General features: G+C 64.0%; 29 protein-coding genes, 1 tRNA gene and 1 pseudogene. 15 read left to right on the top strand and 16 right to left on the bottom strand.

Going from position 1 to position 25380, the window contains the following annotated elements; all coding sequences use genetic code 11:
- The first annotated feature begins 31 nt into the window (after positions 1 to 31).
- Both IM701_RS12250 and IM701_RS12255 read left to right on the top strand, forming a co-directional pair.
- On the top strand, positions 32 to 1363 hold the full coding sequence (locus IM701_RS12250; RefSeq protein ID WP_193827081.1) for an NAD(P)/FAD-dependent oxidoreductase: 1332 nt from the start codon (positions 32 to 34) through the stop codon (positions 1361 to 1363).
- Positions 1363 to 2121 (top strand): DUF1365 domain-containing protein, encoded by a 759-nt coding sequence (locus IM701_RS12255; RefSeq protein ID WP_193827082.1) that lies wholly within the window; start codon positions 1363 to 1365, stop codon positions 2119 to 2121. The genes IM701_RS12250 and IM701_RS12255 overlap by 1 nt, the downstream gene beginning before the upstream one ends.
- Before the next feature lie 13 nt (positions 2122 to 2134).
- Here IM701_RS12255 and IM701_RS12260 read toward each other — a convergent pair whose 3' ends face one another.
- The 3 genes from IM701_RS12260 to IM701_RS12270 all read right to left on the bottom strand — a co-directional run bounded on the left by IM701_RS12260 (position 2135) and on the right by IM701_RS12270 (position 4896).
- On the bottom strand, positions 2135 to 3133 hold the full coding sequence (locus IM701_RS12260) for an inorganic phosphate transporter (RefSeq protein ID WP_039331872.1): 999 nt from the start codon (positions 3131 to 3133) through the stop codon (positions 2135 to 2137).
- 24 nt (positions 3134 to 3157) lie between these two features.
- Positions 3158 to 3805 carry a DUF47 domain-containing protein gene (locus tag IM701_RS12265; protein WP_039331869.1) on the bottom strand — a complete coding sequence of 216 codons (648 nt, stop codon included), beginning with the start codon at positions 3803 to 3805 and terminating at the stop codon, positions 3158 to 3160.
- A 116-nt stretch (positions 3806 to 3921) separates the two neighbouring features.
- Positions 3922 to 4896, bottom strand: a complete 975-nt coding sequence (locus IM701_RS12270; RefSeq protein WP_039331984.1) for a magnesium and cobalt transport protein CorA — start codon at positions 4894 to 4896, stop codon at positions 3922 to 3924.
- A 172-nt stretch (positions 4897 to 5068) separates the two neighbouring features.
- Here IM701_RS12270 and IM701_RS12275 point away from each other — a divergent pair, with 172 nt between their 5' ends.
- The 7 genes from IM701_RS12275 (at position 5069) to IM701_RS12305 (ending at position 11588) form a co-directional block, all read left to right on the top strand.
- On the top strand, positions 5069 to 6508 hold the full coding sequence (locus IM701_RS12275) for a flavin-containing monooxygenase (protein WP_370584363.1): 1440 nt from the start codon (positions 5069 to 5071) through the stop codon (positions 6506 to 6508).
- 40 nt (positions 6509 to 6548) lie between these two features.
- Positions 6549 to 7310 (top strand): molybdopterin-binding protein, encoded by a 762-nt coding sequence (locus tag IM701_RS12280; RefSeq protein ID WP_193827083.1) that lies wholly within the window; start codon positions 6549 to 6551, stop codon positions 7308 to 7310.
- 4 nt (positions 7311 to 7314) lie between these two features.
- Positions 7315 to 8019 (top strand): peptidylprolyl isomerase, encoded by a 705-nt coding sequence (locus tag IM701_RS12285; RefSeq protein ID WP_193827084.1) that lies wholly within the window; start codon positions 7315 to 7317, stop codon positions 8017 to 8019.
- Complete coding sequence (locus IM701_RS12290) at positions 8000 to 8548, top strand: hypothetical protein (protein ID WP_193827085.1); 549 nt, start codon at positions 8000 to 8002, stop codon at positions 8546 to 8548. The genes IM701_RS12285 and IM701_RS12290 overlap by 20 nt, the downstream gene beginning before the upstream one ends.
- A gap of 73 nt (positions 8549 to 8621) precedes the next feature.
- Positions 8622 to 10112, top strand: a complete 1491-nt coding sequence (locus tag IM701_RS12295; RefSeq protein ID WP_193827086.1) for an ATP-binding protein — start codon at positions 8622 to 8624, stop codon at positions 10110 to 10112.
- Complete coding sequence (locus IM701_RS12300; RefSeq protein ID WP_039331857.1) at positions 10105 to 10551, top strand: response regulator; 447 nt, start codon at positions 10105 to 10107, stop codon at positions 10549 to 10551. Before IM701_RS12295 ends, IM701_RS12300 begins: the two co-directional genes overlap by 8 nt.
- Positions 10548 to 11588, top strand: coding sequence for a sensor histidine kinase (locus IM701_RS12305; protein WP_193827087.1), 1041 nt, complete (start codon positions 10548 to 10550; stop codon positions 11586 to 11588). The genes IM701_RS12300 and IM701_RS12305 overlap by 4 nt, the downstream gene beginning before the upstream one ends.
- Here IM701_RS12305 and IM701_RS12310 read toward each other — a convergent pair.
- From IM701_RS12310 to IM701_RS12335, 6 genes are all read right to left on the bottom strand, one after another.
- Positions 11563 to 11751 (bottom strand): hypothetical protein, encoded by a 189-nt coding sequence (locus tag IM701_RS12310; RefSeq protein WP_039331855.1) that lies wholly within the window; start codon positions 11749 to 11751, stop codon positions 11563 to 11565. The genes IM701_RS12305 and IM701_RS12310 overlap by 26 nt on opposite strands.
- A gap of 119 nt (positions 11752 to 11870) precedes the next feature.
- Positions 11871 to 12572, bottom strand: a complete 702-nt coding sequence (gene rplA, locus IM701_RS12315; RefSeq protein ID WP_039331853.1) for a 50S ribosomal protein L1 — start codon at positions 12570 to 12572, stop codon at positions 11871 to 11873.
- Positions 12573 to 12576: 4 nt separating this feature from the next.
- Positions 12577 to 13008, bottom strand: a complete 432-nt coding sequence (rplK, locus tag IM701_RS12320) for a 50S ribosomal protein L11 (protein ID WP_039331852.1) — start codon at positions 13006 to 13008, stop codon at positions 12577 to 12579.
- A gap of 162 nt (positions 13009 to 13170) precedes the next feature.
- Positions 13171 to 13710 carry a transcription termination/antitermination protein NusG gene (nusG, locus tag IM701_RS12325; protein WP_039331850.1) on the bottom strand — a complete coding sequence of 180 codons (540 nt, stop codon included), beginning with the start codon at positions 13708 to 13710 and terminating at the stop codon, positions 13171 to 13173.
- Positions 13711 to 13736: 26 nt separating this feature from the next.
- On the bottom strand, positions 13737 to 13931 hold the full coding sequence (gene secE / locus IM701_RS12330; RefSeq protein WP_039331848.1) for a preprotein translocase subunit SecE: 195 nt from the start codon (positions 13929 to 13931) through the stop codon (positions 13737 to 13739).
- Between the two features lie 128 nt (positions 13932 to 14059).
- Complete coding sequence (locus IM701_RS12335; RefSeq protein WP_193827088.1) at positions 14060 to 14239, bottom strand: hypothetical protein; 180 nt, start codon at positions 14237 to 14239, stop codon at positions 14060 to 14062.
- Between IM701_RS12335 and IM701_RS12340 the strand changes: the two genes are divergently transcribed.
- Positions 14238 to 14795 (top strand): hypothetical protein, encoded by a 558-nt coding sequence (locus IM701_RS12340; protein ID WP_193827089.1) that lies wholly within the window; start codon positions 14238 to 14240, stop codon positions 14793 to 14795. The genes IM701_RS12335 and IM701_RS12340 overlap by 2 nt on opposite strands.
- Before the next feature lie 324 nt (positions 14796 to 15119).
- Here the strand turns inward: IM701_RS12340 and IM701_RS12345 are convergent.
- Positions 15120 to 15195, bottom strand: a tRNA-Trp gene (locus IM701_RS12345).
- 69 nt (positions 15196 to 15264) lie between these two features.
- On the opposite strand from IM701_RS12345, the gene aat reads away from it, so the two are divergent.
- The gene (aat, locus tag IM701_RS12350; protein ID WP_193827090.1) at positions 15265 to 16053 is read left to right on the top strand and encodes a leucyl/phenylalanyl-tRNA--protein transferase; all 789 of its coding nucleotides are present in this window, start codon (positions 15265 to 15267) and stop codon (positions 16051 to 16053) included.
- Between the two features lie 35 nt (positions 16054 to 16088).
- Here aat and IM701_RS12355 read toward each other — a convergent pair.
- The 4 genes and pseudogenes from IM701_RS12355 to IM701_RS12370 form a co-directional block, all read right to left on the bottom strand.
- Positions 16089 to 16505, bottom strand: a pseudogene (locus IM701_RS12355) (DUF2155 domain-containing protein); the annotation flags it as partial.
- Complete coding sequence (locus tag IM701_RS12360) at positions 16505 to 16918, bottom strand: NADH:ubiquinone oxidoreductase subunit NDUFA12 (RefSeq protein ID WP_039331838.1); 414 nt, start codon at positions 16916 to 16918, stop codon at positions 16505 to 16507. The pseudogene IM701_RS12355 and the gene IM701_RS12360, both read right to left, overlap by 1 nt.
- Positions 16919 to 16998: 80 nt before the next feature.
- Positions 16999 to 17496, bottom strand: coding sequence for a DUF192 domain-containing protein (locus IM701_RS12365; RefSeq protein WP_039331836.1), 498 nt, complete (start codon positions 17494 to 17496; stop codon positions 16999 to 17001).
- The gene (locus tag IM701_RS12370) at positions 17480 to 18052 is read right to left on the bottom strand and encodes a regulatory protein RecX (protein ID WP_039331834.1); all 573 of its coding nucleotides are present in this window, start codon (positions 18050 to 18052) and stop codon (positions 17480 to 17482) included. Before IM701_RS12370 ends, IM701_RS12365 begins: the two co-directional genes overlap by 17 nt.
- 163 nt (positions 18053 to 18215) lie before the next feature.
- Here IM701_RS12370 and IM701_RS12375 point away from each other — a divergent pair, with 163 nt between their 5' ends.
- Positions 18216 to 19973, top strand: a complete 1758-nt coding sequence (locus IM701_RS12375; RefSeq protein WP_193827091.1) for a fatty acyl-AMP ligase — start codon at positions 18216 to 18218, stop codon at positions 19971 to 19973.
- Between the two features lie 92 nt (positions 19974 to 20065).
- Positions 20066 to 20335 carry a hypothetical protein gene (locus IM701_RS12380; protein ID WP_193827092.1) on the top strand — a complete coding sequence of 90 codons (270 nt, stop codon included), beginning with the start codon at positions 20066 to 20068 and terminating at the stop codon, positions 20333 to 20335.
- Here IM701_RS12380 and IM701_RS12385 read toward each other — a convergent pair.
- Complete coding sequence (locus tag IM701_RS12385) at positions 20332 to 21210, bottom strand: hypothetical protein (protein ID WP_193827093.1); 879 nt, start codon at positions 21208 to 21210, stop codon at positions 20332 to 20334. The two genes, IM701_RS12380 and IM701_RS12385, sit on opposite strands and share 4 nt — an antisense overlap.
- Positions 21211 to 21380: 170 nt before the next feature.
- On the opposite strand from IM701_RS12385, the gene IM701_RS12390 reads away from it, so the two are divergent.
- Positions 21381 to 23318, top strand: coding sequence for an alkyl/aryl-sulfatase (locus tag IM701_RS12390; RefSeq protein ID WP_062342681.1), 1938 nt, complete (start codon positions 21381 to 21383; stop codon positions 23316 to 23318).
- Between the two features lie 9 nt (positions 23319 to 23327).
- Here IM701_RS12390 and IM701_RS12395 read toward each other — a convergent pair whose 3' ends face one another.
- Positions 23328 to 23717 carry a cytochrome c family protein gene (locus tag IM701_RS12395; RefSeq protein ID WP_369820982.1) on the bottom strand — a complete coding sequence of 130 codons (390 nt, stop codon included), beginning with the start codon at positions 23715 to 23717 and terminating at the stop codon, positions 23328 to 23330.
- Between the two features lie 157 nt (positions 23718 to 23874).
- On the opposite strand from IM701_RS12395, the gene IM701_RS12400 reads away from it, so the two are divergent.
- Entirely contained in the window at positions 23875 to 25278 is a 1404-nt protein-coding gene (locus IM701_RS12400) for an FAD-binding oxidoreductase (RefSeq protein ID WP_193827094.1), read from the top strand.
- Positions 25279 to 25380 lie beyond the last annotated feature (102 nt).

The raw sequence follows: 25380 nt of genomic DNA on the forward strand, positions 1-25380 counted from the left end.
TTCGTATCGCGGTGCCTATGGGGGTCATGGTGTGATAACAGAGGGTAGTGCGCCGGGGGGCGCGCTCGATATTGCCGTGGTGGGGAGCGGGATCTCCGGCCTTTCGGCTGCGTGGCTGCTATCGCGGCGGCACCGCGTGACGCTGTTCGAGGCAGCGGACCGGCTGGGCGGGCACAGCAACACGGTCGAGGCCGATGGCGTGCCGGTGGACACCGGGTTCATCGTCTACAACGAACGCACCTATCCCAACTTGACCGCGCTGTTTGCCCATCTTGGCGTGCCGACGTGCGAGACGGTGATGAGCTTTGCCGTCACGCTGGACCAGGGTCGGCTGGAATATTCGGGCGACTTGCGGGGGCTGTTCGCGCAGCGGCGGAACCTCGTGTCTCCGCGCTTCTGGTCGATGCTGCGCGACCTGGTGCGGTTCTACAAGGCGGCGCCGCGCGATCTGCCGGAGATGGGCGAGCTGGGGCTTGGCGCCTATCTTGACGGGCTGGGCTGTGGGCCGGCGTTCCGCGACGATCATCTCTATCCGATGGCAGCGGCGATCTGGTCCACCCCGGTGCACGATATCCCGCATCATCCCGCGGCGGCCTTCGTGCGCTTCTTCGAGAACCACGGGCTGTTGCAGTTCCGCGAGCGCCCCCGCTGGCGCACGGTGAATGGTGGGAGCCGCGAATACGTGAAGCGGATCAGCGCGCCGTTCATCAAGGGGGTGCGGCTGTCCTCGCCGGTGCGGCAGGTGCGGCGCCTGCCCAATGGCGTCGAGGTTGACACCGGGCGCGGTTGGGAGCGGTTCGATCACGTGGTGATGGCATCGCACGCGGATCAGTCGCTGGCGATGCTGGGCGATGCCGATGCCGAGGAGCGCCGTCTACTTGGCGCCTTTCCCTATCGCCATAACGAGGCCGTGCTCCATTCCGATCCGCGCCTGATGCCGCGGCGGCGCAAGGTGTGGTCAGCGTGGAACTATGCGGCGCAGCGGGGCGCGGAACAGCACCAGCTTTCAGTGACATACTGGATGAACCGCCTGCAGCATCTGCCGACCGACAAGGACCTGTTCGTCACGCTCAATCCGCTCGTCGAGCCGGACCCGGCGCTGCTAATCCGGCGCGAGGCCTATGATCACCCCGTGTTCGACTTGGCCGCCGACCTTGCGCAGAAGCATTTGTGGTCCTTGCAGGGGCGACGGCGGACCTGGTTCTGCGGAGCATGGTTCGGGGCAGGTTTCCACGAGGACGGGCTGCAATCGGGGCTGGCCGTGGCCGAGCAGCTGGGCGGGGTGCGCCGACCGTGGAACGTGGCTGAGGAATCCGGGCGCATCCATGTGACGCACCAGGCGCGCGTGCCGGAAATGGCGTGATGGACGACGGCGCACTGTACCTTGGGCATGTGCTGCACCGGCGGTTGCGGCCCTGCATCCACGTACTGCGCTATCGCGTGCTGCACATGGCGCTCGACATCGACCGGATCGACGACCTCGCCGCGCGGCTCAGACTGTTTTCGCGCGGGACGTTCAACCTGTTTTCCTTCCACGACCGCGATATCGGCGACGGCCGGACGCTGCGTCCACACGCGGAACGTTTGCTGCGCGAGGCCGGAATCGAACCGGACGGCGGCCGCATCGTGCTGCTGACGATGCCGCGCATTCTGGGATATGCGTTCAATCCGTTGAGCACCTGGTTCTGCCATGGCGCCAACGGGGCGTTGCGGGCAGTGATCTACGAGGTTTCGAACACCTTCGGCGAACGGCACAATTATGTGATCGCAGCGCGGCCCGGGGCAACGATCCTGCACCAGAGCGCGGCCAAGCGCTTCCACGTCTCCCCCTTCCTGCCGATGGATCTGGAATATGCCTTCCGCGTCGCTCCGCCGGGCGATCGTCTGACGATCGGTATCACCGTGGCCGACAGCAAAGGCCCGATCCTGGCGGCAGTCCACTCTGCGCGACGTGCAGAACTGACCGATGCGGCACTCCTGCGAGCAGCGCTGGGCTACCCTCTGGCAACTCTCAAGGTCACTTCAGGTATTCATTGGGAGGCGCTCAAGCTGTGGCTCAAGCGCGTGCCCCTGTTCCGCAAGCCTCCGCCGCCCGCGACAGCGATGACGGTGGGGCGATAGCGCCCCGAGCAGATCAGAACAGGCGCGTGAGCAGGTAGAAGGCGGCGCTGACGGTGGCGCTGGCCGGGATCGTGATGAACCAGGCCATGACCACGCGCTGCGCGACGCCCCAGCGCACTGCGCTGGCACGGCGGGCAGCGCCGGTGCCGATGACACTGCCGGTGATCGCATGGGTCGTCGAGACCGGAATGCCGAGCGCGCTCGCCCCGAACACGACGATCGACCCTGCCGAAGAGGCGCAGAAACCGGTGTGATGATTGAGACGGGTGATCTTGGTGCCCATCGTCTTGATGATCTTCCAGCCGCCCGACATCGTGCCGAGCGAGATGGCGGCATAGCACGACAGCACGACCCATTCGGGAATGTGGAATTCACCTTTAAGGTAGCCGGTCGAGTAGAGCAGCACGGTAATAATGCCCATCGTCTTCTGCGCATCGTTGCCGCCATGGCTGATCGAATAGGCCGCCGAGGACAGCAGGTGCAGGCCCTTGAACACGCCTTCGGCGCGGCGCGGCTGGAAACCCTTGAACAGCCAGCTGGTGATGAGCACGAAGAACATGGCCAGCGCCATGCCGATCATCGGCGACATGAAGATGGCGACGAACGTCTCGATCGTCTTCTTGGATTCGATCGCATCAAACCCACCGTGGATCACGCCCGCGCCCAGCAGCCCGCCGATCAGGGCATGGCTGGACGAGGAGGGAATGCCCTTGATCCAGGTGACGATGTTCCAGAACATCGCCCCGACCAGTGCGCCGAACACGACGGCAGGGGTTACGATATCCTTGTCGATGATGCCCTTGCCGATGGTATCGGCAACATGGAGGCCGACCAGCCAGTAAGCCCCGAAGTTCCCGGCGGCAGCAAAGATCACCGCCGCCACGGGCGAGAGCAGGCGCGTCGATACGACGGTGGCGATGGAATTGGCCGCATCGTGCAGGCCGTTGAGAAAGTCGAAGGCCAGCGCCAGCGCAATCAGGCCGACCAGCAGCGGAAAGGCGAGCTCGTGCATCGGATCAGCTCCTGTCCCGCGCCGTCAGGCGTGGTCGATGACCAGCGCGTCGATCTCGTTCGCCACGTCTTCGAAGGCGTCGGCGATCTTTTCGAGGTGCTTGAATATCTCGCGCGAGACGATGAACGCGATGTGATCGCCATCGGCGCGATGGCGTTCGAAGTTGGCCTTGAGGCCCGCCTGGTGAATCAGGTCGACCTCGCCCTCAAGCTTGACGATGCGTTCGGTCAGCGCGTGAAGACGCCCGCCGTTGCGCTCGATGTCGCGGAGCAGCGGCATGGCTTCGGCAATGAGGCCGACGGCTTCGACGATCTTGTCGGCCATGGCCTGCATCTCGGCCTCGAAGCCGACGACTTCATAAAGCTCGATGGCGGAAGCTGCGGCCTGCATCTCGTCGATGGTGTCATCCATGGCGCCGATCAGCGAAGTGATTGCCCCGCGATCAAACGGCGTCAGGAAGGTGCGGCGCACAGTGAACAGCACTTCGCGGATGACGTCGTCGGCAGCGTGTTCGCGATCGCGGATCCGGCCGACCCACTGCGCCGCATCGCCTTGGGCGCGCGTCAACCTGGCGAGCGCATCAGCCGCATCGACACAGGCGGCCGCATGGCGTTCGAACATGCCGAAGAAATCGCCCGACTTGGGCAGGAGACGCTGGAACCAGCCGAACATCGATAAGCTTCCCGAATTGCCGCACGCACCAGGGGAAACGACTCGTCTCCTCCTGTGCGCGCACTAGGGCAGTCATAGTGCGGTAACAATCCGAAAGCGCGCGATTGTCCACACGATCAGAGCCAGCCGATCCGCCTGAAGCGCAACCACAGGCCCCCGCAGACGGTGATGATGACCCCCCAAACCGCAAAGTAGCCATAATGCCACTTCAGCTCGGGCAGGTATTCGAAGTTCATGCCATAGATGCCGGCAATGGCGGTGGGCACGGCGAGGATGGCGGCCCAGGCAGCCAGCTGACGGGTCATCTCTCCCTGCCGGTGCTGTTCAAGCAGGCTGGCGGTTTCGACAATCGCCGCGAGCGTTTCCTTGAGCCCGCGCATCCGCGCCATCGCCCGGCGGACATGATCCAGCACGTCGCGGAACCAGATCCGCGCAGTGGGATCGATGCAGGGAAGATCAGCCACGACCAGGCGTTCGCAAACCTCCTCCATCGGACCGATCACCCTTTCGAAACGACGCAGCTGGCGGCGCAGACGAAAGATGCGGCGGATGACGGACTGCTCCGGAAACACGTCGATGGCCGCCTCTTCCATTTCCTGCGCGATCTCCTCGAGGCGTTCGAGCAGCGGCAGGTAGCCATCGACGATGAAATCGAGCACGGCATGGAGAATGTAATCCGGTCCTTCAGAAAGCCTGTCGCCTTGTGCCTCGATCTCGGCCCGCAGGGACAGGTGGGGCCGCGTGCTGCCGAAGCGCACGGTGATGAGGAAATGGGGGCCGACGAAGAATGCTGTCTGGCCATAGCCGATCTCCTCGCCCTCCCTCAGCTCGGCGGTGCGGGCGACGACGAACAGCGTCCGGCCATAGACCTCGACCTTGGGCAGCTGGCGGGGATTGAGGGCGTCCTCGACCGCGAGCGGATGCAGGCCATACTGGCGGCGCACGAGATCCATCTCGGCCACGTCAGGCTCGCACAGGCCGATCCAGTCAAAGGTGTGGGGCGCAAGGTCGGGTACGCACTCGCCGGTCAGTGCAAGGGCTTCATCGTGAGCGGTGCCATTGCTGTAGCGGCGGGCGGCGATAACGGTCATGCCGACATGAGTGGCAAAGTCGGGCGCCACTGGCAATCGCGCGCAAGTGTGCTAACATTGCTGTAAATAGAAGCGATGGAGAGAGACAGTGGGTGCAGAGCAGTCCACCTTTACGGCCAGCAAGGCGGATACTGACGTGCTGATCGTCGGGGCCGGAATCTCCGGTATCGGCATGGCAGCACACATGAAAATGCTCTGCCCCGACCGCTCGTTCGCCATAGTCGAGCGCCGGTCACAGATCGGAGGCACCTGGGACCTGTTCCGCTATCCCGGCGTGCGTTCCGATTCGGACATGCACACGCTGGGCTTCGTGTTCGAACCCTGGAAGCACGAGAAGTCGATTGCCGACGGGCCTTCCATCCTCGACTACCTCAACCGGATTGCCGACGAACGCGACATCCGCCGCCATATCCGCTTCGACAGCAAGGTGGTCAGCGCCGATTTTGACAGTGCCGCCGGTTATTGGGTGGTGACCCTTGAAGGCAAGGATGGGCAGCGCAGCCGGGTGACGGCGGGCTGGCTCTATCTCGGATCCGGCTATTACGATTACGACAAGCCTTACGAAGCACATTTCGACGGGCGCGAGGACTTCAAGGGTGAGATCGTCCACCCGCAGTTCTGGCCGGAGAACCTCGATTACACGGGCAAGCAGGTTGTAGTCATCGGATCGGGCGCGACCGCAGTGACGATCGTGCCGTCGATGGCCGACAAGGCCGCGCACGTCACGATGCTGCAACGCACGCCGACGTGGTACGTCACCCGGCCGGCCAAGGACGCGATCGCCAACTTCCTGCGCAAGTTCCTGCCGGAGGAGACCGCGTACCGGATCACCCGCTTCAAGAACGTCAAGCTGCAGAACCTGTTTTTCAAGCGGGCACGCACCCGGCCGGACAAGGTCGCCGCGTTCCTGACCAAGCGGCTGAAGTCCCTTCTGGGCGACAAATACGACGAAAAAGCCTTCACGCCGCCGTACAATCCGTGGGAGCAGCGACTGTGCCTGGTGCCCGACGCCGACCTGTTCGAGGCCATCAAGGCGGGCAAGGCCAGCGTCGTGACCGACCGGATCGAGCGCTTCGATGCGACCGGCATCCAGCTGCAATCCGGCAAGCATCTCGATGCCGACGTGATCGTGACAGCCACCGGCCTGAAGATGGTAATGGCCGGCAAGATCGCGATCAGCGTGGACGGCCTGCCGGTCGATTTCGCCGACCGCTATTACTACAAGGGCGCGATGTTCTCGAACGTGCCGAACCTAGCGGCGGTCTTTGGCTATCTCAACGCCTCGTGGACGCTGCGGGCCGACATCAACGCGCGCTACATCTGTGACGTGCTCAACGCGATGAAATCGCGCGGGATGGAAGTGGCCGTTCCGAAACTGGCGCCCAACCACCATCTGGACGAGGACAACATCTACGACTTCTCCTCGGGCTATATCGAACGGGCCCGCCATCTCCTGCCCAAGTCGGCAAGCGACATGCGCTGGCGACTGAACCAGGACTACGTGCGGGACGTGACGTGGATGCGCGATGACCCGATCGAGGATGGCGTGCTGCAGTTCAGCCATCCCCGCCCCGCAACCGCGCACAAGGCGCACATGGCGGCAGCGGAATAAGCGCTTTTGCGGGACGTCCCGTTGCGATACCACACCCGCGATGACTGACGAATCCCGCATCTGGACCGCCGCGCTGATTGTCGTGGGTGACGAAATCCTGTCCGGCCGCACGCAGGACAAGAACATCGCCCAGGTGGCGACCTGGCTTGGCGTCCAGGGCATACGCCTGCGCGAGGTGCGTGTCGTGCCAGACGACATGGTGGCCATCATCGAAGCGGTCAATGCCCTGCGCGCCCGCAACGACTACCTCTTCACCACCGGCGGCATCGGCCCCACGCACGACGACATCACGGTTGACGCAGTAGCGGCGGCGCTGGGCGTGGACGTAGTGATTCACCCCAAGGCCCGGGCGATTCTGGAAAGCTACTACGCCAAGCGCGGTGGCCTGAATGATGCGCGCCTGCGCATGGCGCGCGTGCCGGCCGGCGCGGACCTGATCGAGAACCGCGTTTCCGGCGCCCCCGGCATCCGCATCGGCAACGTTTTCCTGATGGCAGGTGTGCCGGGCATAACCGCACAGATGCTCGATGGCCTGACCGGTCAACTCGAAGGTGGGTTGCCCTTGCTCTCGACAACAGTCGGCTGCTGGGTGGCAGAAAGCGAGATCGCCGACCTTCTGCGCGAGACGGAAAAGGCGTTCGATGGTGTGCAGATCGGCAGTTACCCGTTCTTCCGGGAAGGCAAGACCGGGGCGAATTTCGTGATCCGCTCGGTCAGCGAGACGACGCTCAAGGCCTGCGCCCATGCGCTGGAAGAGGGGCTGGCCGCAATCGGCCGTTTCCCCGTTGCGGGGGGAATCTGAAGCCGTGCTGACCCGTCGCCTTGCCGTGCTTGCACCGATCGCCTTTGCCCTCGTTGCCGCCGCGCCGATAAAGAAGCGCGCGCCCGCGCCGCGCGCAGCAGCGCCAGCCTATCCCGCGCCGTCGACTGCTCCCCTGCCCGACACGGTCCGGGTCGCGCTGGAGACCGAGGCCGGGCGAATTGTCGTCGAGGTCGACGTCAAGCATGCGCCCGCGACGGCGACTAACTTCGTCCGATATGCCGAGACGAAGCGCCTTGATGGCACGGTCTTCTACCGCGCGATGCATCTCAACTGGGGCGAGCAGCCGAACGGTCTCATCCAGGCCGGAACGCGCGGCGACCCCAGGCGCAACCTGCCGCCTGTCGCGCATGAGCCGACAAACGTGACCGGCATCCTGCACAAGGCCGGCACGCTTTCGATGGCGCGCTATGCACCGGGCACGGCAACCGGCGACTTTTCGATCATGGTATCGGACCAGCCGGGCCTCGATGCCCAGCCGGACTCGACTGATCCCGAGGCCAAGGCAGGATATGCCGCGTTCGGCCAGGTCGTCGAAGGCATGGAAGTGGTCAAGGCCATCTTCGCTGCACCGATCTCGGAGACCGAGGGCGAAGGGATCATGCGGGGGCAGATCCTGGCAAAGCCGGTGAAGATTCTCTCGGCCCGGCGCGTGGCCGTTGCTGCGCCCGATGCTCCGCCCGCACCTTGATGGGATGCTGCTGGCACTGCTGCTGCCAGCGCTGGCGGGATGCTCCACGACCCTGACCGATTTCGAGCGCACGCTTGCCGCCAATGACAGCGCGACGGCGGCGTTGGGCCAGTGGTGTGAAAGGCGGGGGCTTGCCCATCCCCCGGTGATCCGGGCCATCTCTGATCCCGCCGCCGCACCGGTCTCCCTCGCAGTCCGCCAGAGCCTCGAGATTTCCGCCGACGAGCCGGTGGCATACCGCCATGTGCGATTGGTCTGCGGGAGCCGCACGCTCTCGGTAGCGCACAACTGGTATGTTCCGTCACGCCTGACGCCCGAGATGAACCGAGCGCTGGCCACGACCGACACGCCCTTCGGGAAAGTCGTTGCGCCGCTCCGCTTCCAGCGGGAGCGTCTGGCACAGCGGCGCGGGGCGATGGAGCAGTGCCCGCAGGGGACAGTCCTTTCCCACCGGGCCCGGCTGCGCACGGCTGAGGGCCAAGTGATCAGCCTGGTCGCCGAGTGCTATACAACCGAAAACATCCGGTAACATTTCTTGACACAGAGCGGGAACGCAATGGCGGCTTGAGGAGTTCCTGCGTCGACGGGAGTGCTACCTTACGATGCCGACGACGCCGACTTACGCTTTCTCGCGCGATGCGGGGAACAACCGGCTTATCCTGCTGCTGCTCGCGATCGGCTTCGCAGCCGTCGTCGCGGCGGTTGCCGCCGTGGTCATCGTGCAGCGGCAGGCCGAGCGCGATGCCTATTGGGTAGAGCACACGCTTGACGTGGAAGCGTCGCTAAATCGCTTCGTCCGCCACGCCGAGCGGACCGAGACAGCGCGGCGCGGGATCATCATCGCGCCGACCGAAACAAACTTCATCACGATTGCCGAGAAGGCCATCGCCGATGCCAGCAACGAGCTGACCACGCTCGAAACGCTGGTGAAGGACAACAGCTCCCAAGTCCGGTCGGTGGCTGGCCTGCGCAAGGCCTTTGACGGATACGCCGAACAGGCACGCACCACCGAGGCGGAGGCCAAGCTCGGCATTCTCAAGGTGGATTCGCTTGACCGCGACAGCACCGTTGCGGCCATTCGCCACATTCGCACTTATGCCGACGAGATGCTGGTGCGCGAGGACAAGCTCCTGCGCGAACGGAACCTCGCGCAGGACAGCACGCGCACCCTGCTTTCGGCCATGTTGGCGCTTTGTGCCGCCCTGGTCATCGGCGTGGCGATAGCCGCCATACAGATCATCCGCCGCAACATCGCCGAAATCGACGGCAAGCGCCGCGAACTCCATTTGCTCAATCAGGAACTGGAAACGCTCGTCGACGAGCGCACGGCCGAATTGCAGCGCGCCAATGCCGAGATCCAGCGCTTCGCCTACATCGTCAGCCATGACCTGCGCTCGCCTCTGGTCAATGTCATGGGCTTTACCGCAGAGCTTGATGCAGCACGCAAGGTTATCGGCGAACACGTGCTGAAGGATGGCGAGGAAGTGCCGCAGCAGGTGCGTCTGGCGGTGGAGGAGGACCTGCCCGAATCCATCGGCTTCATCCGGTCGTCCACGCAGAAGATGGACCGCCTGATCAACGCGATCCTGCGCCTTTCGCGCGAGGGCCGCCGCACGCTCTCCCCGGCGCGCGTTGCCATTGCCGATGTGGTGCAATCCATTATCGAGTCCCTCCAGCACCGGATCGACGAAACCGAAACGCGCGTGGAACTGGGTGAACTGCCCGTAGTCGAGACCGACCGGCTGGCGATCGAACAGATCCTGTCGAACCTGATCGAGAATGCGCTGAAGTACCTGCAACCGGGCCGCCCCGGCGAGATTCGCATTGCGGGCAGCACATCCCACGGCCGCGCGATCATAACGGTGACGGACAACGGCCGTGGCATATCCGCCCGTGACCACGATCGCATCTTCGATCTCTTCCGCCGGTCGGGCATGCAGGACCAGCCGGGCGAAGGCATCGGGCTCGCCCACGTGCGCGCGCTGGCCTATCGCCTTGGAGGGCTCGTCGAAGTATCATCCGAGGAAGGACAGGGTTCGACCTTCACGGTCAGCCTGCCGCTCAAGTTTCAATCCGGAGTAGCCGATGCCTGATCAACTCGCCGTCAACATCGTCATGGTCGAGGATGACGAAGGCCATGCCCGTCTGATCGAGAAGAACATCCGGCGCGCCGGTATCTCGAACACCATCCATCATTTCACCGATGGCACCAGCGCGCTCGACTATCTGTGGAACGATCCGCACGGCCCGGCACACAACGGCCCGGCCCTTGTCCTGCTGGACCTCAACCTGCCGGACATGAGCGGGATCGACATCCTGTCCAAGATCAAGAGCGATCCGCATCTGCGGCGCACGCCGGTTGTGGTGCTCACCACGACCGACGACAAGGTGGAGATTCAGCGTTGCTACGACATGGGCTGCAACGTCTATATCACCAAGCCGGTCAACTACGAGAACTTCGCCGAGGCGATCCGCCAGCTCGGCCTGTTCCTCTCGGTCATCCAGGTGCCGGACGCCGAGGAGGCCCATTGAGCGCGGATCCCGTCCGCCTCCTTTATATCGACGACGATCCGGCGCTGCGCCGGCTGGTACAACGTCGCCTTGGCACGTTGGGCTTCGAGATCACGCTCGCGGCCGACGGGCACGAGGGCCTTGCCACGGCGCAGGGCGAAGAGTTCGACGTTATCGCGGTGGATCATCACATGCCGGGCATGGATGGCTTGCAGACGCTGGAGCGACTGCTCGCCCTGCCCTCCTGCCCTCCGGTCGTCTACGTCACCGGGGCCGATGATGGCCGTCTTGCCGCCGCCGCGCTGCGTGCCGGTGCCGAAGACTATGTCGTCAAGACGATCGGCGAGGACTTCATCGAGCTGCTGCGCTCGGCCTTCTCGCAATCGCTCGAAAGGGTACGCCTGCGCCGCGCCAAGGAACAGGCCGAGCGCGACCTGATTGCCAGCAACGAGCGGCTCGCCGCGCTCCTGCGCGAGGTCAACCATCGCGTGGCCAACAACCTGCAGATGACGATGAGCTTCATCAACATGCAGGCTTCGGTCCTGCCCGAAGGCGAGGCGCGCAATGCGCTGCTGGCCTCGCAACAGCGCATTGGCGCCATCGCGCACGTCAACCGCCACCTCTATGCCACCGGCAATGTCGAGAGCGTGGCGCTGGACGAATATCTCGCCAATCTCGCCCGCGATCTGACCGAGACCTGGACGTCGCCGCATGCGCCGCGCAATGTCGTGGCCAGGACCGAACCGATGGAATTGCAGACCGACAAGGCAGTCACCTTGGGCATCATCATCTGCGAGCTGGTGGCAAATGCCTGCAAGTACGCCTACGGTGCCGATTGCGCCGGCGAAGTGCGGATCATCCTGTCAACCGGCGCGGCCGGCCACGTTCGCCTGACCGTGGAAGATGATGGCGCAGGGTTTGGCGAGAACGCCGAAACCAAGGGCACCGGCCTTGGGCAGCGCTTGGTCAAGGCCATGGCGCGCGGGCTTGGCGCCTCGATCTGCGCCCAGAGTGCCAACCCTGGCTTTCGGGTCAGCCTCGAGTTCGATCCGGGCTGACCGTCCAGTCGCCAACCGCGCCTTCCATGGCGGCATCGGCATAGGCTTCGAGTTCACGCCAGTGGCGATCCCAGCCGGGCCCGCGCTTTTCGGGCGGAATGATCGCCTCCACCTGCAGGCGAGCGACGGTGACCGGGTTCTGGGCGATTTCGGGATCGGGCATCCGCCGCTCCTAGACGAGTGACGACGACAGAAAAAGGGCCGGAGAGGTATCCCTCCCCGGCCTTCTTTTTCTGGTGCATTAGCGCACGAGGTCCCCGCGTTCGCGGGGACGCAGCATGATCAGCCGCCGTGAACCTGGGCAACGTCGATCTTGAGGCCGGGGCCCATCGACGAGGACAGGCCGACCTTGCGCAGGTACTTGCCCTTGGCGCCAGCAGGCTTCGCCTTGACGATCGCATCGACGAATGCGTCGAAGTTCGCGCGCAGCGCTTCGTCCGAGAACGAGAGCTTGCCGATGCCGCCGTGGATGATGCCGGCCTTTTCGACGCGGAATTCGATCTGACCGCTCTTGGCAGCCTTGACCGCATCAGCGACGTTCGGCGTGACGGTGCCGAGCTTCGGGTTCGGCATGAGGCCCTTGGGGCCCAGCACCTTGCCGAGGCGGCCGACGATGCCCATCATGTCGGGCGTCGCGATCACGCGGCCATAGTCGAGGTTGCCGTTCTGCATGTCCTCGAGCAGGTCTTCGGCACCGACCTTGTCGGCACCGGCGGCCAGCGCGGCTTCAGCCTTGTCGCCACGGGCGAACACGGCAACCTTGACGTCCTTGCCGGTGCCCGAGGGCAGCGTGACCATGCCGCGGACCATCTGGTCGGCGTGGCGCGGATCGACGCCGAGGTTCAGCGAGACTTCAAGGCTCTCGTCGAACTTGGCGGACTTCAGGTCCTTGAGCAGCGCGATGGCTTCATCGACTGCATAAAGCTTCTGGTTGTCGCCCAGCTTGGTGGCAAGGGCCTTCTGCTTCTTGGTCTGCTTGGCCATGGAATCAGCCCTCCACCACGGTGAGGCCCATCGCGCGCGCGGAGCCTTCGATGATCTTCGTTGCGGCGTCGATGTCGTTCGCGTTCAGGTCCTTCATCTTGGCCTGGGCGATTTCCGCCAGCTGCGAACGCTTGATCGAACCGGCCGAAGCCTTGCCCGGGGTCTTCGAACCCGACTTGATGCCAGCGGCCTTCTTGATGAAGAAGGTTGCGGGCGGGGTCTTGGTCACGAAGGTGAACGAGCGATCCGCATAGACCGTGATCACGGTCGGCAGCGGGGTGCCCTTTTCGACTTCCTGCGTGGCAGCGTTGAACTGCTTGCAGAATTCCATGATGTTGACGCCGCGCTGACCCAGCGCAGGACCGATCGGCGGAGCAGGCTTTGCTTCACCGGCTGCAACCTGCAGCTTGATATAGCCTTCAATCTTCTTGGCCACGATGGCCTCCTTTCTTCCTGTCGGCCCGCCCGATGGAGCGAAGCCTCAGAGTGAGCGGTCAAACGCTCCGAAACCGGAACTCCCGCACGGAATCACTGCCCTTTCAGGCAGCGAAGCGCGGGCCGATAAGGCTATCGGCCCGCAAATGCAAGCTCTGGTGCTTTAGCCGCGAACGAGTTCGACTTCCTCGAAGCCCAGTTCCACCGGCGTCGCACGCCCGAAGATCGAGACCGAGACCTTCACGCGGCTCTTGTCGAAGTCCAGTTCCTCGACCACGCCGTTGAACGAGGCAAAAGGCCCCGCGTTGACCTTGACCTGATCGCCGATCTCGTAATCGACCGAGACGTTCTTGCGCGGTTCGGCGGCGGCCTGCTCGCGCGCACCGAAGTAACGGGCGGCTTCCTTGTCGGAAATCGGCTGCGGCTTGTTGTTGGTGCCGAGGAAGCCGGTCACCTTCGGGGTGTTCTTGACGAGGTGGTAGATGTCGTCGTTCATCGCCAGCTTGGCGAGCACGTAGCCCGGCATGAACTTGCGTTCGACCTGGACCTTCTTGCCGCGCTTTACCTCGGTGACCGTCTCGGTCGGCACTTCGACCGCTTCGACCAGCTGCGAAAGACCGATACGCTCGGCTTCGGAGATGATCGCTTCCTTCACCTTGTTCTCGAAACCGGAATAGGCGTGAATGATGTACCAGCGGGCCATATCGTTTCTCTTGGTCCTTTAGGTGATCAGGCGAGCGAGAGCAGGAAGCGGACGACCGCGCTGAACAGCGAGTCGATGCCGAGGAAGAACACTGCGAGGATCAGCATCATGATGCCGACGAAGATCGCGGTGGTGGTGGTTTCCTGGCGGGTCGGCCAGACAACCTTGCGTGCTTCGGCCTTCACCTGATTGAAGAACTCGCCGGGGCTGGTCTTGGCCATTGCTCTGGTGCCTTGCTTGCTGCGGCCGGAGCCGCGTGGAATTTCGTTTCTTCCGGCTAGGGGTCATCGCCGCCCCGGACAAGTCCGGGAGGGGCGGGCGATTTTCCGATGTCGGAAGTTCCGTTCATTTAGTCCGCGCCGGGCCGGTTGGCAAGGGTGGCAATGGGGCCGCCATGGAGGACAAACGGGATGGCCCGCTCCCTGCCCCCGGCAATCCGAGCCATCGGCAGGAACGCAGCTGACGGCGCACCGTTGAACGCCTGCACGAAAACAGGGGCGCGAAATGGGGCGAAAGGAACGAGAACCATGAAAAAGATCATTCTTCCGCTGGTGGCCCTTGCCATGGCCGGGACCGCGCAGGCCCAGAGCGGCCAGGCCAAGGCTGAAGGCTCGACCAATGCCGGCGCGCAGGTTTCGACGGGCAATGGCGCAGTCAATGCCAATACCGGTGTGGGCGCCGAAGTGAGCACGTCCGCCACCGCGCAGCGCGACTCAGCCACCAAGGGCTTGGGTGGAGAGGTTTCCACTACAGCCCGTACCCGCAACGAGACTCGCGCAGACACGAGGGCGGTGGACCGGGCAGAACGCAAGGCCACGGCGACGGCCGAGCGCACCAAGCGCAAGGCCGAAGCTACGGCGGAGCAAACCAGGCGCTCGGCCGAGAGGACGACTGGTCGGTTGAAGGATCGTACCACCGACACTCTCGATGACGTGGCAACGTCTGGCGCGGTCGATGCCGCAGTCTCCGGCCGTGGATCACTCGGTGGCAGCCTCGGTCAGACCGGAGCCGGCGCTGCCGGGTCGCTCCAGGGCGGCGTGACGGGAACCGCGGGCGGTGCGCTGGGCGGCCTTCATCGCAGGTAAGCACCAGCCTCAAACCGGCATGAAGAGGGCGGGCCGCAGACGGCTCGCCCTTTTTCGTGCCGGTTTCGTCGGCTCACCGGACTTTGACGCTGGCGTTGCGCAGTCGCGATGCTAGCATCCTGTCACTCTCAAGCGAACCAGACGCATGAGACGACTGGGGGCGGGCGCTTAAAGGCGTACCGCCTCTTTTTTGCCTGGGCATTGCGCCTAATTCGATTGCGTGACCATCGGCACGACGAATCCTGCGCAGCGGCAAAAAAGCTGCTGGCGGATTGCGCTGTCTTCAAGGTGATTCGCGGCGCCAAACCTCGCCTTGGTGGCGAGTGGCAGGAGTGGAGGGACTCGAACCCACGGCCCTCGGTTTTGGAGACCGATGCTCTACCAACTGAGCTACACTCCTGTGCTCTGAGCGGCCCCTTAAAGACTTGACGGCGGGAGCGCAACCGACCGAAACACATTATTGAAGATTATGGCCCGCAACGATCCCCACGCCATCCCGCCCGAGCTCCTGCTCAAGGCCTATCGCGCCGGGATTTTCCCGATGGCCGACAGCCGCGATGATCCCGAAGTCTTCTGGGTGGAGCCGCGGATACGGGCGATTCTGCCGCTGGAGGGCTTTCATCTTTCCAAATCCTTGGCCCGCACATTGCGCCGGGGCAAATTCACCGTCACCTGCAACGCCGCTTTCGAAGCCGTGATCGACGCCTGCGCTGCGCCCCGCCCCGGTGCCGACGAAAGCTGGATCAGCGCGCGGATTCGCGAAAGCTACATCGGGCTTCACGAACATGGTCATGCCCATTCCATCGAATGCTGGAACGAGGGGCGGCTGGTCGGCGGACTTTATGGCGTGGGATTCGCGCGCGTGTTCTGTGGCGAATCGATGTTCAGCCGCCAGACCGATGCATCCAAGGTCGCTCTGGCCTGGTTGGTCGCGTCGCTGCGCACGGTGGGCGCGGAATTGCTCGACTGCCAGTTCACCACGACCCACCTGGCGTCTCTGGGCGCAATCGAGATTCCGCAGAGCCAGTACCTGCAACTGCTGTCACAGGCGCAGCGGCCCTATTCTTCGGCTGAAGTGGCTGCAGGTCGCGCGCTTGCCGAAGCGGTCGGTGATGGACTGGTCGCGGGCTTCGGCCCGGGATTGGGGGATGCCGCCGCGCTGGCGTTGCCGCTGGGCTTTGCCGCATTGCGCGCGGAAGCGACCGGCTCTTCCTCGCCGGGGAAGGTCATCGCACAGTCCTTGACCCAGACGTCATAGACAGGGTGTTCGACCACGCTCAACGACGGGGCGTTCCGGAACAACCAGCCTGAAAACACCTTGCGCCAGGCCAGTGGCTGATCGGTGCTCGCCCGCTCCTCGACGAAAAGCTGGACGAAGGCGCCGGTCTCGGGCGGGTCTTCCCAAGGCGCGGTCTTCTCGCAGGTGGCGAGCTTGACGATGGCATTGCCGATCCGCCGCGATTCGCCGCTCTTGAGGACAATGTCCTGCGTGATGTTGTTACGCTTGTTGAGCAGGCCGAGGGTCGCCACGCGGTCCTTGATCGGCGTGCCGAATTCGCTTTCCACTGCGGCACCGGATGCGCTGGCAATTGCCGCACCTGTTTCCGTGGCCTCTGGCGGCGGAGCGGGAGCCTTCTCGCCGCAACCAGCAAGCGTCAGCAGACCCGCAAGTGCGAGTGCACGCATTGCCGGCGATGCGACAGATGGCATCAGGCTTCCGGAACCCAGGCTTCGTAGTCACCGGTTGCGGCGGCGCGCTTGCCACCGCGCTCCAGCGCGCCCTGCGGACGATAGGCCTGCGAGGTCCCGGTGGCATTCGGCGTGAAGTCCGCTTCCCAGATACGCGGTGGCGGCAGGTTGCTTTCAGGCACGCCATCGAACGCCCCGTGCAGCCAGCCATGCCATTCCGAGGGAACCCGGCTGGCATCGTTGGCGCCATTGTAGATTACCCAGCGGCGTTCGCGCCCGGCAAAGGGGTGGCCCTTGGGATAGGGCTTCTTGGCGCGGAAATAGGTGTTCCCTTGCGCATCGGTGCCCACCTGCTCACCATTCAGTGCGCTGAACAGCATGGTGGTGACGGTGGCACCATTCCACCACGTGAAGATCTTGCCGAGGATGCTCATGCTACCTGCCTTGGATATCAGGGGGCGCTTAGCCGCTGATGGGGGGAGTCGGCAAGCGCGTTGATGCCGCTGCCCTCATCTTACCAGTCAACCTTGTCGCCCGGCTTGATGCCGAGCCTTGCGGCCAGCCCGCCATTGATTTCCAGCACCGCCAGCGTCGGCCCGTCCGCAGGGAGCGGGGTTTCGTCATAAGGTCTGGCATTGGCCGCGATGTTGATGATGCGGCGATCGAGACCGACGAAGATGATGTCGAGCGGAATCACCGTGTTGCGCATCCAGAACGAAGCAATATCCGGCGGATTGCGCAGGAAGATCATGCCCTCGTCATCGCCGATCTCGGTTCGGAACATCAGCCCCTTGGCCTGCTCGGCAGAGGTGCGTGCAACTTCCGACTTGAACACGTGGGCCCCGTTGCCGCTGGTCACCGTCACGGGCGTGATCTGGAGGCCCGAGACCGGATGAACCGCCGCTGCTGACGCCTGGGGCTGCGCCTTGGCCCCGGCGTCGGCCGCACCTGGCGAGCACCCTGCGATCAGCGCAAGGGCAGAAAGAACGGCTAGTCTAGTCAGCTGCTTCATCGATCCACTCTTCCAGAGCTTCGGGGCTGGATGCATTCACCACCTCGCGCGCATAGGCAAGGGGGTGTCCGGCCCTGAGCATGGCTGCGACCTGCTTCTCGCGCAGGGCCGGGTCAAGCCCGCTGCCCCCGCCAAACGGGCCGAAGCGCCGCTTTCGCGCCATGACGAGTGCAGCCCGGCGTCGCTCCGCATCGCTGCCGCGTGCCTCCTCGCGCAGCGGTTCGGCGATTCCCGCAGCGCCCAGCGCCTGCTCGATGCGCCGCGCCCCATAGCCTCGCCGCAGAAGGCTTTGCGCCTTGCCGCGGGCAAATCCGGCATCGTCGACATAACCCAGTTCGACGAATCGGCTGACGATCGCGTGAAGATCGGCTTCGCCTTCCCCCTCCCAGCCCCGTTCGCGCAACTTGCGCCTCAGGTAGTCGGAAAGCTTGCCCGCGCTGGTGGCAAAGCGCGCGACATAGGCCAGCGCCATTTCGTCAAGCCGCGCGGCATCGAGCGGCCTTGGCGGTTTCCTTTCGCGGCGGTTGCCACGGCCATCAGGGGAATTGCGGTCCATCCGCCACATTCGTGCCACAGTCCCTGTTAAATGAGAACGTCCGTACCGTGGTGGCGTTGTTTTCGCGTCACGGACCAGTAATGGGCCGTTCGAGCTAATGGACCGTTCATCGGCGGGTCTGCACAGGCCCGCAGGACGAATGAAGAGAACATCGGGGTATCGCATGACTGTTTCGAACGCTGTCGCTGACAAGGCGATTCTCGTTCCCACGCCCAACATCGACGTGCAGCCACGTCGGTATGCGGACTTCGATACCTTCTGCGATGCGCTGGACTATGCCGCCAAGGGCGTGCTGGGGTTCAACTTCCACGATCCGCGCGGCACGCTTTCGCGAGTCTATCCCTATTCCGAACTGCGTGAGGACGCGCTGGTGGCCGCCCGCCGCCTGATGGCGATGGGCGTCGTTCCCGGTGACCGCGTGGCACTGGTAGCAGAAACCGGTCCCGATTTCGCCGCGATCTTCTGCGGCGCGATGTATGCAGGCGCGTGGCCCGTCCCCCTGCCCCTGCCGACCAGCTTCGGCGGTAAGGAAAGCTATATCGACCAGCTCGCCGTCCAGCTTGCCAGTTCGGACCCGAAGATGCTGGTCTATCCCGGCGAGATTGCCGAAATGGCAGGCGCCGCCGCCGCGCGTCAGGGCTGCGCCGGTCTTTCGTGGAACGAATTCCATGCGGGCGATCAGTCCGACGCCGCCCTGCCCACGCCTGATCCTGACGCAATCAGCTACCTTCAGTATTCCAGCGGCTCGACGCGCTTTCCGCATGGCGTTGCCGTCACGCACCGCGCATTGCTGGCCAACCTCGCCGGCCATTCGCACGGCATGAAGATCGCCGATCCGGATCGTGCGGTTTCGTGGCTGCCGTGGTATCACGACATGGGTCTTGTCGGCTGCTTCCTTTCGCCGATCGCCAACAGCGTCTCGGTCGATTACCTCAAGACCGAGGACTTCGCCCGCCGTCCGCTGGCATGGCTTGACCTGATCAGCCGCAACAAGGGCACGACGCTCTCCTATTCGCCCACCTTCGGCTACGACATCTGCGCCCGCCGCATCTCCAGCCAGACCCACGTCTCGGACCGTTTCGACCTGTCGCGCTGGCGCGTTGCCGGCAACGGGGCCGACATGATCCGCCCCGACGTGATGCAGAACTTCGTCAACGCCTTTGCCGAAGCCGGCTTCAAGGCTGAGGCCTTCCTGCCGAGCTATGGCCTTGCCGAAGCAACGCTGGCCGTCACCATCATGCCGCCGGGAGAAGGCATTCGCGTCGAACTGGTCGAGGAAGAGCGCCTGTCGGGCACGCCGCGCGATCTTTCGCGCCCTGCCCGCTATCGCGCCATGGTCAATTGCGGCGTGCCCGTTCTGGGCATGGAAGTCGCGATCCGGGGCGAGAACGGCAACTCGCTTTCGCATCACCACATCGGCAAGGTCTGGTGCCGCGGCTCGTCGGTGATGCACTCCTATTTCCGCGACCCGGAAGCGACCGACGCCTGCATGGTCGATGGCTGGCTCGATACGGGCGACATGGGTTACGTCGATGAAAAGGGCTACCTGTTCATCGTCGGCCGCGCCAAGGACATGATCATCATCAACGGCAAGAACCACTGGCCGCAGGACATCGAATGGGCGGTGGAGCAGCTTCCCGGCTTCCACCAGGGCGACATCGCCGCGTTCTCGGTAGAGACCGAAAATGGCGAGGAAGCGCCCGCCGTGCTCGTGCATTGCCGCGTGTCCGACCCGGTCGAACGCGTCAAGCTGCGCGACCAGATCCGCGACAAGGTGCGTTCGATCACCGGCATGAACTGCGTGGTCGAACTTGTGCCGCCGCGCACGCTGCCGCGCACCAGTTCGGGCAAGCTCAGCCGCGCGAAGGCCAAGAAGCTCTACCTCGCGGGCGAGATCGCGCCATACCAGCTCGCCGCCTGACCGTTCCAATCCGAAACGAATGCCCGACTCAATAGCTTGACGAAATTGCCATCTTCCGATTCCCTGTGTTGCGGGGAATTGGGAGAGGGTTTATGGCAACGGCAAACTCGCCGAGCGATGATACACCGCACGAGCTTTCGGGCGTTGTCGTTGGCTGGAAACATCGCGCTTTCGCACGCAATATCCATCTGACCGTACAATCGAGCAAGACCCCCCGGCCCACACCCGAGGCGATCGACACGCACCACCTGCTGATGACGCGCAACCAGGCCCTGCTGCTTGCCAATTACCTCATGCGTGTAACCGGCCAGCAGCTCCCGCCAAGGCGGCGGCGAACGCTGTGGCAGAGGTTGTTCGGTTAGGGAACGATGCTACCAGTCGCGATGCGCCACTGCCCATCACGAAACCGGTAGATGTTTGGCGAGATGCAACGCTGCTGTGCGGCGCAGTCCTCGGCGACGGTCTTCGAGAACCGCTGCAGGCCCTCTCCATCAGGCATCAGACCGACAAAGACGAAGCCATCCGACACGGCTGTGACAAACAGATCGGGACCAAGTTCCTCTGCCAGCGCGGCAAATCCGTCTCTCTGCACCAGCAAGCTGCCGAGATACTCGTACTCCTCGAACGCCACCGCATTTTCTCGGAGTTGAGCTACGGTTGGCAGCGGCGGAAGTCTCTCGGCAGTCTGCCGCTCGGCAATGCGCCACGCCTCTTCTTCCGAAAGCGAGAGTTTCTGCAACGCCTCGCGTCCGGCAAGGGCGATCGTGTCGGGTGAGTCAAGTACCAGAAACTCGTACAGATCCTCGCCGATCTGGCGCGCGAGAGCGTCGATTACCTTGGCACCGGAAACATCGCCACGCGATGGAGGGCTTTTCACATAGTCGTAATAGACCTTGTCTCGCACAGTAACCCGAAGATCGCTGACCTTGCCTTCAGGTGGCAGCAGTGCTGTCTTTCGTGCGAACTCCTCTTTGGCAACCTTGCAGTCGGCTTTCTCTGCGGACTGACAGAATGTCCAGATGCGGCCGATATTGACGATCCGGTCACTGTCCTCGCCGGGGAAATCAATGCGGAGCTCCTGCCAGTCATCTCCCGATGGCTTTACCTCGCCAGACGGATGAGCCTTGCCGACCAGGCGCACCATATCCTTGACGAAGGTGGCCTGCCTGTCTTCCGCGCACGCCCACGTGGGCAGGGTGATGAAGGCCGCAATTTGCAAGAGCTTCCGCAGGATCATGAAAACGCCTTCACGCAATGGAGCCTGCAGAGTGCCGATACGCTTCGGAACTGTCCACGCAGGTTGAACAGATTTCTTCCGCCAGGGATTCCTTATTCGGGCTTCCCTAATCGCGCGATTAAAGTCACTCTGCACCCGGAACTCCACATGGAACGGAGCCGGGAGAGGACATGCGTTTCACGAACTTTTGCCGCGCCCTGACCGCCAGCGCGTCACTGCTGCTCGTTGCAGGCCCGGCCCGGGCCGATGCACCGACCGACGCCACCCGCAAGGCCAACGCCGCGGCCCTCGCCGACCTGCCGATGGCCGACCGACAGGACTTCGATTTCGCAACCCGCGGGTTCGTGGCAACGCTGAAAGACCCGGTGATCCGCGACGCCGCGGGCAAGCCGGTGTGGGACACCGCCGCCTTCGCCTTTGCCAATGGCCCTGCCCCTGCCACCGTGAACCCCAGTTTGTGGCGTCATGCCCAGGTGCTCGGCAAGGCCGGCCTGTTCAAGGTGACGGACCGCATCTGGCAGGTGCGCGGGTTCGACGTCGCCAACGTGACCTTCGTGCGTGGGGACCAGGGCTGGATCGTGATCGACCCGCTGACTGCCACCGAGACTGCGGCCGCCGCCTACGCGCTGATCTCCGAGAAGGTGGCAAGGCTCCCCGTCACCGCCATGATCTACACTCACAGCCACGTCGATCATTTCGGCGGCGCGGGTGCGTTCACCTCGGTCATGGCCAAGGACGCGCCGATCATTGCTCCGCAGGGCTTCACCCGCGCTGCCGTCAGCGAGAACGTCATTGCAGGTCCCGCAATGGGGCGTCGCGCCTCCTATCAGTTCGGCCTGGGCTTGCCCAAGGGCCCGGAAGGCTCGATGGGCTCGGGCATCGGCATGGGTGTGGCGGCAGGCGGGCGCAGCCTGATCCCGCCAACGCGCGAAATCGGCGAGACCGGCACGGAACTCGTGCTCGACGGCGTGCGCGTGCGCTTCCAGATCACGCCCGGAACCGAAGCCCCTGCCGAGATGAACTTCGGCTTCCCAGATTGGAAGGTTGCCGACCTGGCCGAGAACGCCAACGTCACACAGCACAACATCCTCACCCCGCGCGGGGCAGTGATCCGCGATGCCAAGGCCTGGGCGCAAGGGCTGACCGAGGCGATCGACTTCTTTGCAGGGTCCGAAGTGCTGATCGCCAGCCATGGCTGGCCCCGCTTTGGTGCAGGCGAGATCACCAGTTATCTCGCCAAGCACCGCGATGCCTATGCCTACCTTCATGATCAGACCGTGCGGCTGATGAACAAGGGCCTGACCGGGCCTGAAATCGCGGCGCAGCTCACGCTGCCCCCTGCGCTGGCGGCAAAGTGGTACGACCGGCCTTATTACGGCTCCTACAGCTTCAACAGCCGCGCCGTGTATCAGTTCTACATGGGTTGGTACGATGGCAACCCCGTCCATCTCGCTCCCCTGCCCCCGGAACAGGGCGGAAGGCGATATGTCGAAGCATTGGGCGGTGCAGCGCGGGTGCGCGCCCTGGCAGAGGACGCCTTCGCCAAGGGCGATTACGGCTGGACGGCGGAATTGCTCGACAAGGTGATTTTCGCCGATGGCAATGATGCTGCGGCAAAGAGCCTGCTTGCCCGTACCTATCGCCAGCTCGCCTACCAGAGCGAGAACGCACTGTGGCGCAACATGTATCTCACCGGCGCGACCGAACTGGAAATGGGAGTCACCGCAACCGATCCCACCGGCGGTGCAGCCCTGATCAGCCAACTCCCGCCGTCAGACTTGTTCGAAGTCCTTGCGGTGCGGCTCGATCCGGCCAAGGCTGGAGACGGCTCTGCCTCGCTCGGGTTCGTCTTTCCTGACAAGGATCAGGACTGGACGGTAACGATCGCCAATGGCGTGCTGGTTCACCGCAAGGGCCTGCGCGAAGGGCGGCAGGCGACGCTGACGGTGCGTTATGCCGATTTGCTGTCAGCCTTGTTTGCAGGTCAGCCGCTTGCGGCCAAGGTTGCCTCCGGCGAGGCGAAGATCGAAGGGGATCCGGCGGCCTTCGCCCGCCTCATCGGCTGGCTCGACAAGCCGGACCCTGCATTCAATATCGTGACGCCCTAATAGGCAAGCTCAGTTGGGCTTCTTGAGATAGGCGATCACGTTGGCGCGGTCTGCAGCATTGGGCAGGCCCGCAAACGCCATCGAAGTGCCGGGAACAACCGCGGCAGGGCGCGTGAGCCACTTGTCGAGCGTGGCATCATCCCACTTGATCTTGGCCTTCTGCATCGCCGCGGAATACTTGAAGCCCGGAGCCGCCGCGGCCTTGCGCCCGACAACGCCCGCAAGGTTGGGACCCATCTTGGCACCGGCGCCCGGCTGCACGGCATGGCAGGCGATACAACGCATGAAAATCTTCTTGCCCGCAACCGGATCGCCCTTGGCCTGGGCAAAGGCGGTTCCGCCCGCCAGCGCCGAGGCGGCCAGCCCTGCAACGATCATCGCACCCATCATCTTCTTCATCGATACACCCTGTTCAGTTCCAGAAGCCGCCAGAGCCGCAAAGCTCGAACGCACGAAGAGAATTCCGCATTCGCGCTTTATCGCGGCTGAACGCGCAGGCGCTATATCAATTAGGGCAGTTGCTGCAAAAAGGGTGTCGATGGGTTAGGCCGTAAACATGGAAACCCTGTCTGTCCCGCATGCCCGCCCTTTGCCCAACGGCTTTCTCGACCGTCTTTCGGCCCGCTTCGGCCTGCAATGTCAGACGAGCGAAGCAATCCTCGCCCAGCATGGCGCCAGCGAATCGCAGTATCCCACCGTTCTTCCGGATGCCGTGGTCTTTGCCCGGTCAACGCAGGACGTGGTCGATTGCGTCAACCTGTGCCGCAAAGCCGGCGTGGCCATCGTGCCCTTTGGCGCCGGCACATCGCTGGAAGGCCACACCTTGCCACTCGAAGGCGGGGTCAGTCTGGACCTGACGCCGATGGACGCAGTCCTGGCTGTAAACCATGCCGATTTCGACTGCACCGTGCAGCCCGGCATCCGCCGCGAGGCGCTCAATGCGCACCTGCGCGACAGCGGCCTGTTCTTCCCGATCGATCCGGGTGCGAACGCCTCGATCGGCGGCATGGCCTCGACGCGCGCCTCGGGCACGAACGCAGTCCGCTATGGCACGATGCGCGAGGCCGTGCTGGGCCTGGAGGTGGTGACGCCGCAGGGCAAGGTTATCCGCACTGGCAAGCGCGCCAAGAAGTCTGCCGCCGGATACGATCTCACGCGGCTCTACATCGGCTCCGAAGGCACGTTGGGCGTCATCACCGGCATCACCCTGCGACTTCATCCGGTGCCGGAAGCGATCATGGCCGCAACCTGCCCATTCGAGACGCTGTCCGGCGCGATCGAAACGGTGGTGCAGGCCTTCCATTGCGGCGTGCCGATGGCGCGGATCGAACTGCTCGATGCCATGCAGGTCCATGCGGTGAATTTGCGAAGCAAGCTGGGTCTGCCCGAAGCGCCGACGCTGTTCTTCGAATTTCACGGCACCCCCAACGGGGTTGCCGAGCAGGTCGAGACGGTCAAGGGCTTGGCTTCGGCCAACGGCGGTGGCGCGTTCCAGTGGGCAACACTGGCCGAAGATCGCAACCGCCTGTGGCGCGCGCGGCACGAATCCTATTATGCTGCCGTCAACTTGCGGCCCGGCGCCATCGGCCTGACCACCGACGTCTGCGTGCCGATGAGCCGGCTGGCCGAATGCATCCTTGCCACCCGCGCCGATCTCGACGGTTGCAGCGTGCCCGCCACGATCCTTGGACACGTCGGCGACGGCAACTTCCACCTCGTCTTCTCGATTGACCCGAATGCGCCGCACGAAATGGCAGAAGTGGAAGCGGTCAACCATCGCATGGTCGCCCGGGCGCTGGCCATGGACGGCACCTGCACCGGCGAGCACGGCGTCGGCATTGGCAAGCAGCAATGCCTCATCGATGAACTGGGCGAGGACGCGGTGGACGTGATGCGCTCGCTCAAGCAAGTGCTGGACCCGGGCAACATCTTCAATCCGGGCAAGATTTTCCGGAGCTGAGACAGCCCACCCCCAACCCCTCCCGCGTGCGGGAGGGGAGTTGAAGAACCTGTTCCTGCCCTCCCGTAAACGGGAGGGCCGCGAGACTTGGAGAGCGAAGCG

The organism is Novosphingobium sp. ES2-1, from assembly GCF_015169775.1.
GTDB lineage: Bacteria > Pseudomonadota > Alphaproteobacteria > Sphingomonadales > Sphingomonadaceae > Novosphingobium > Novosphingobium subterraneum.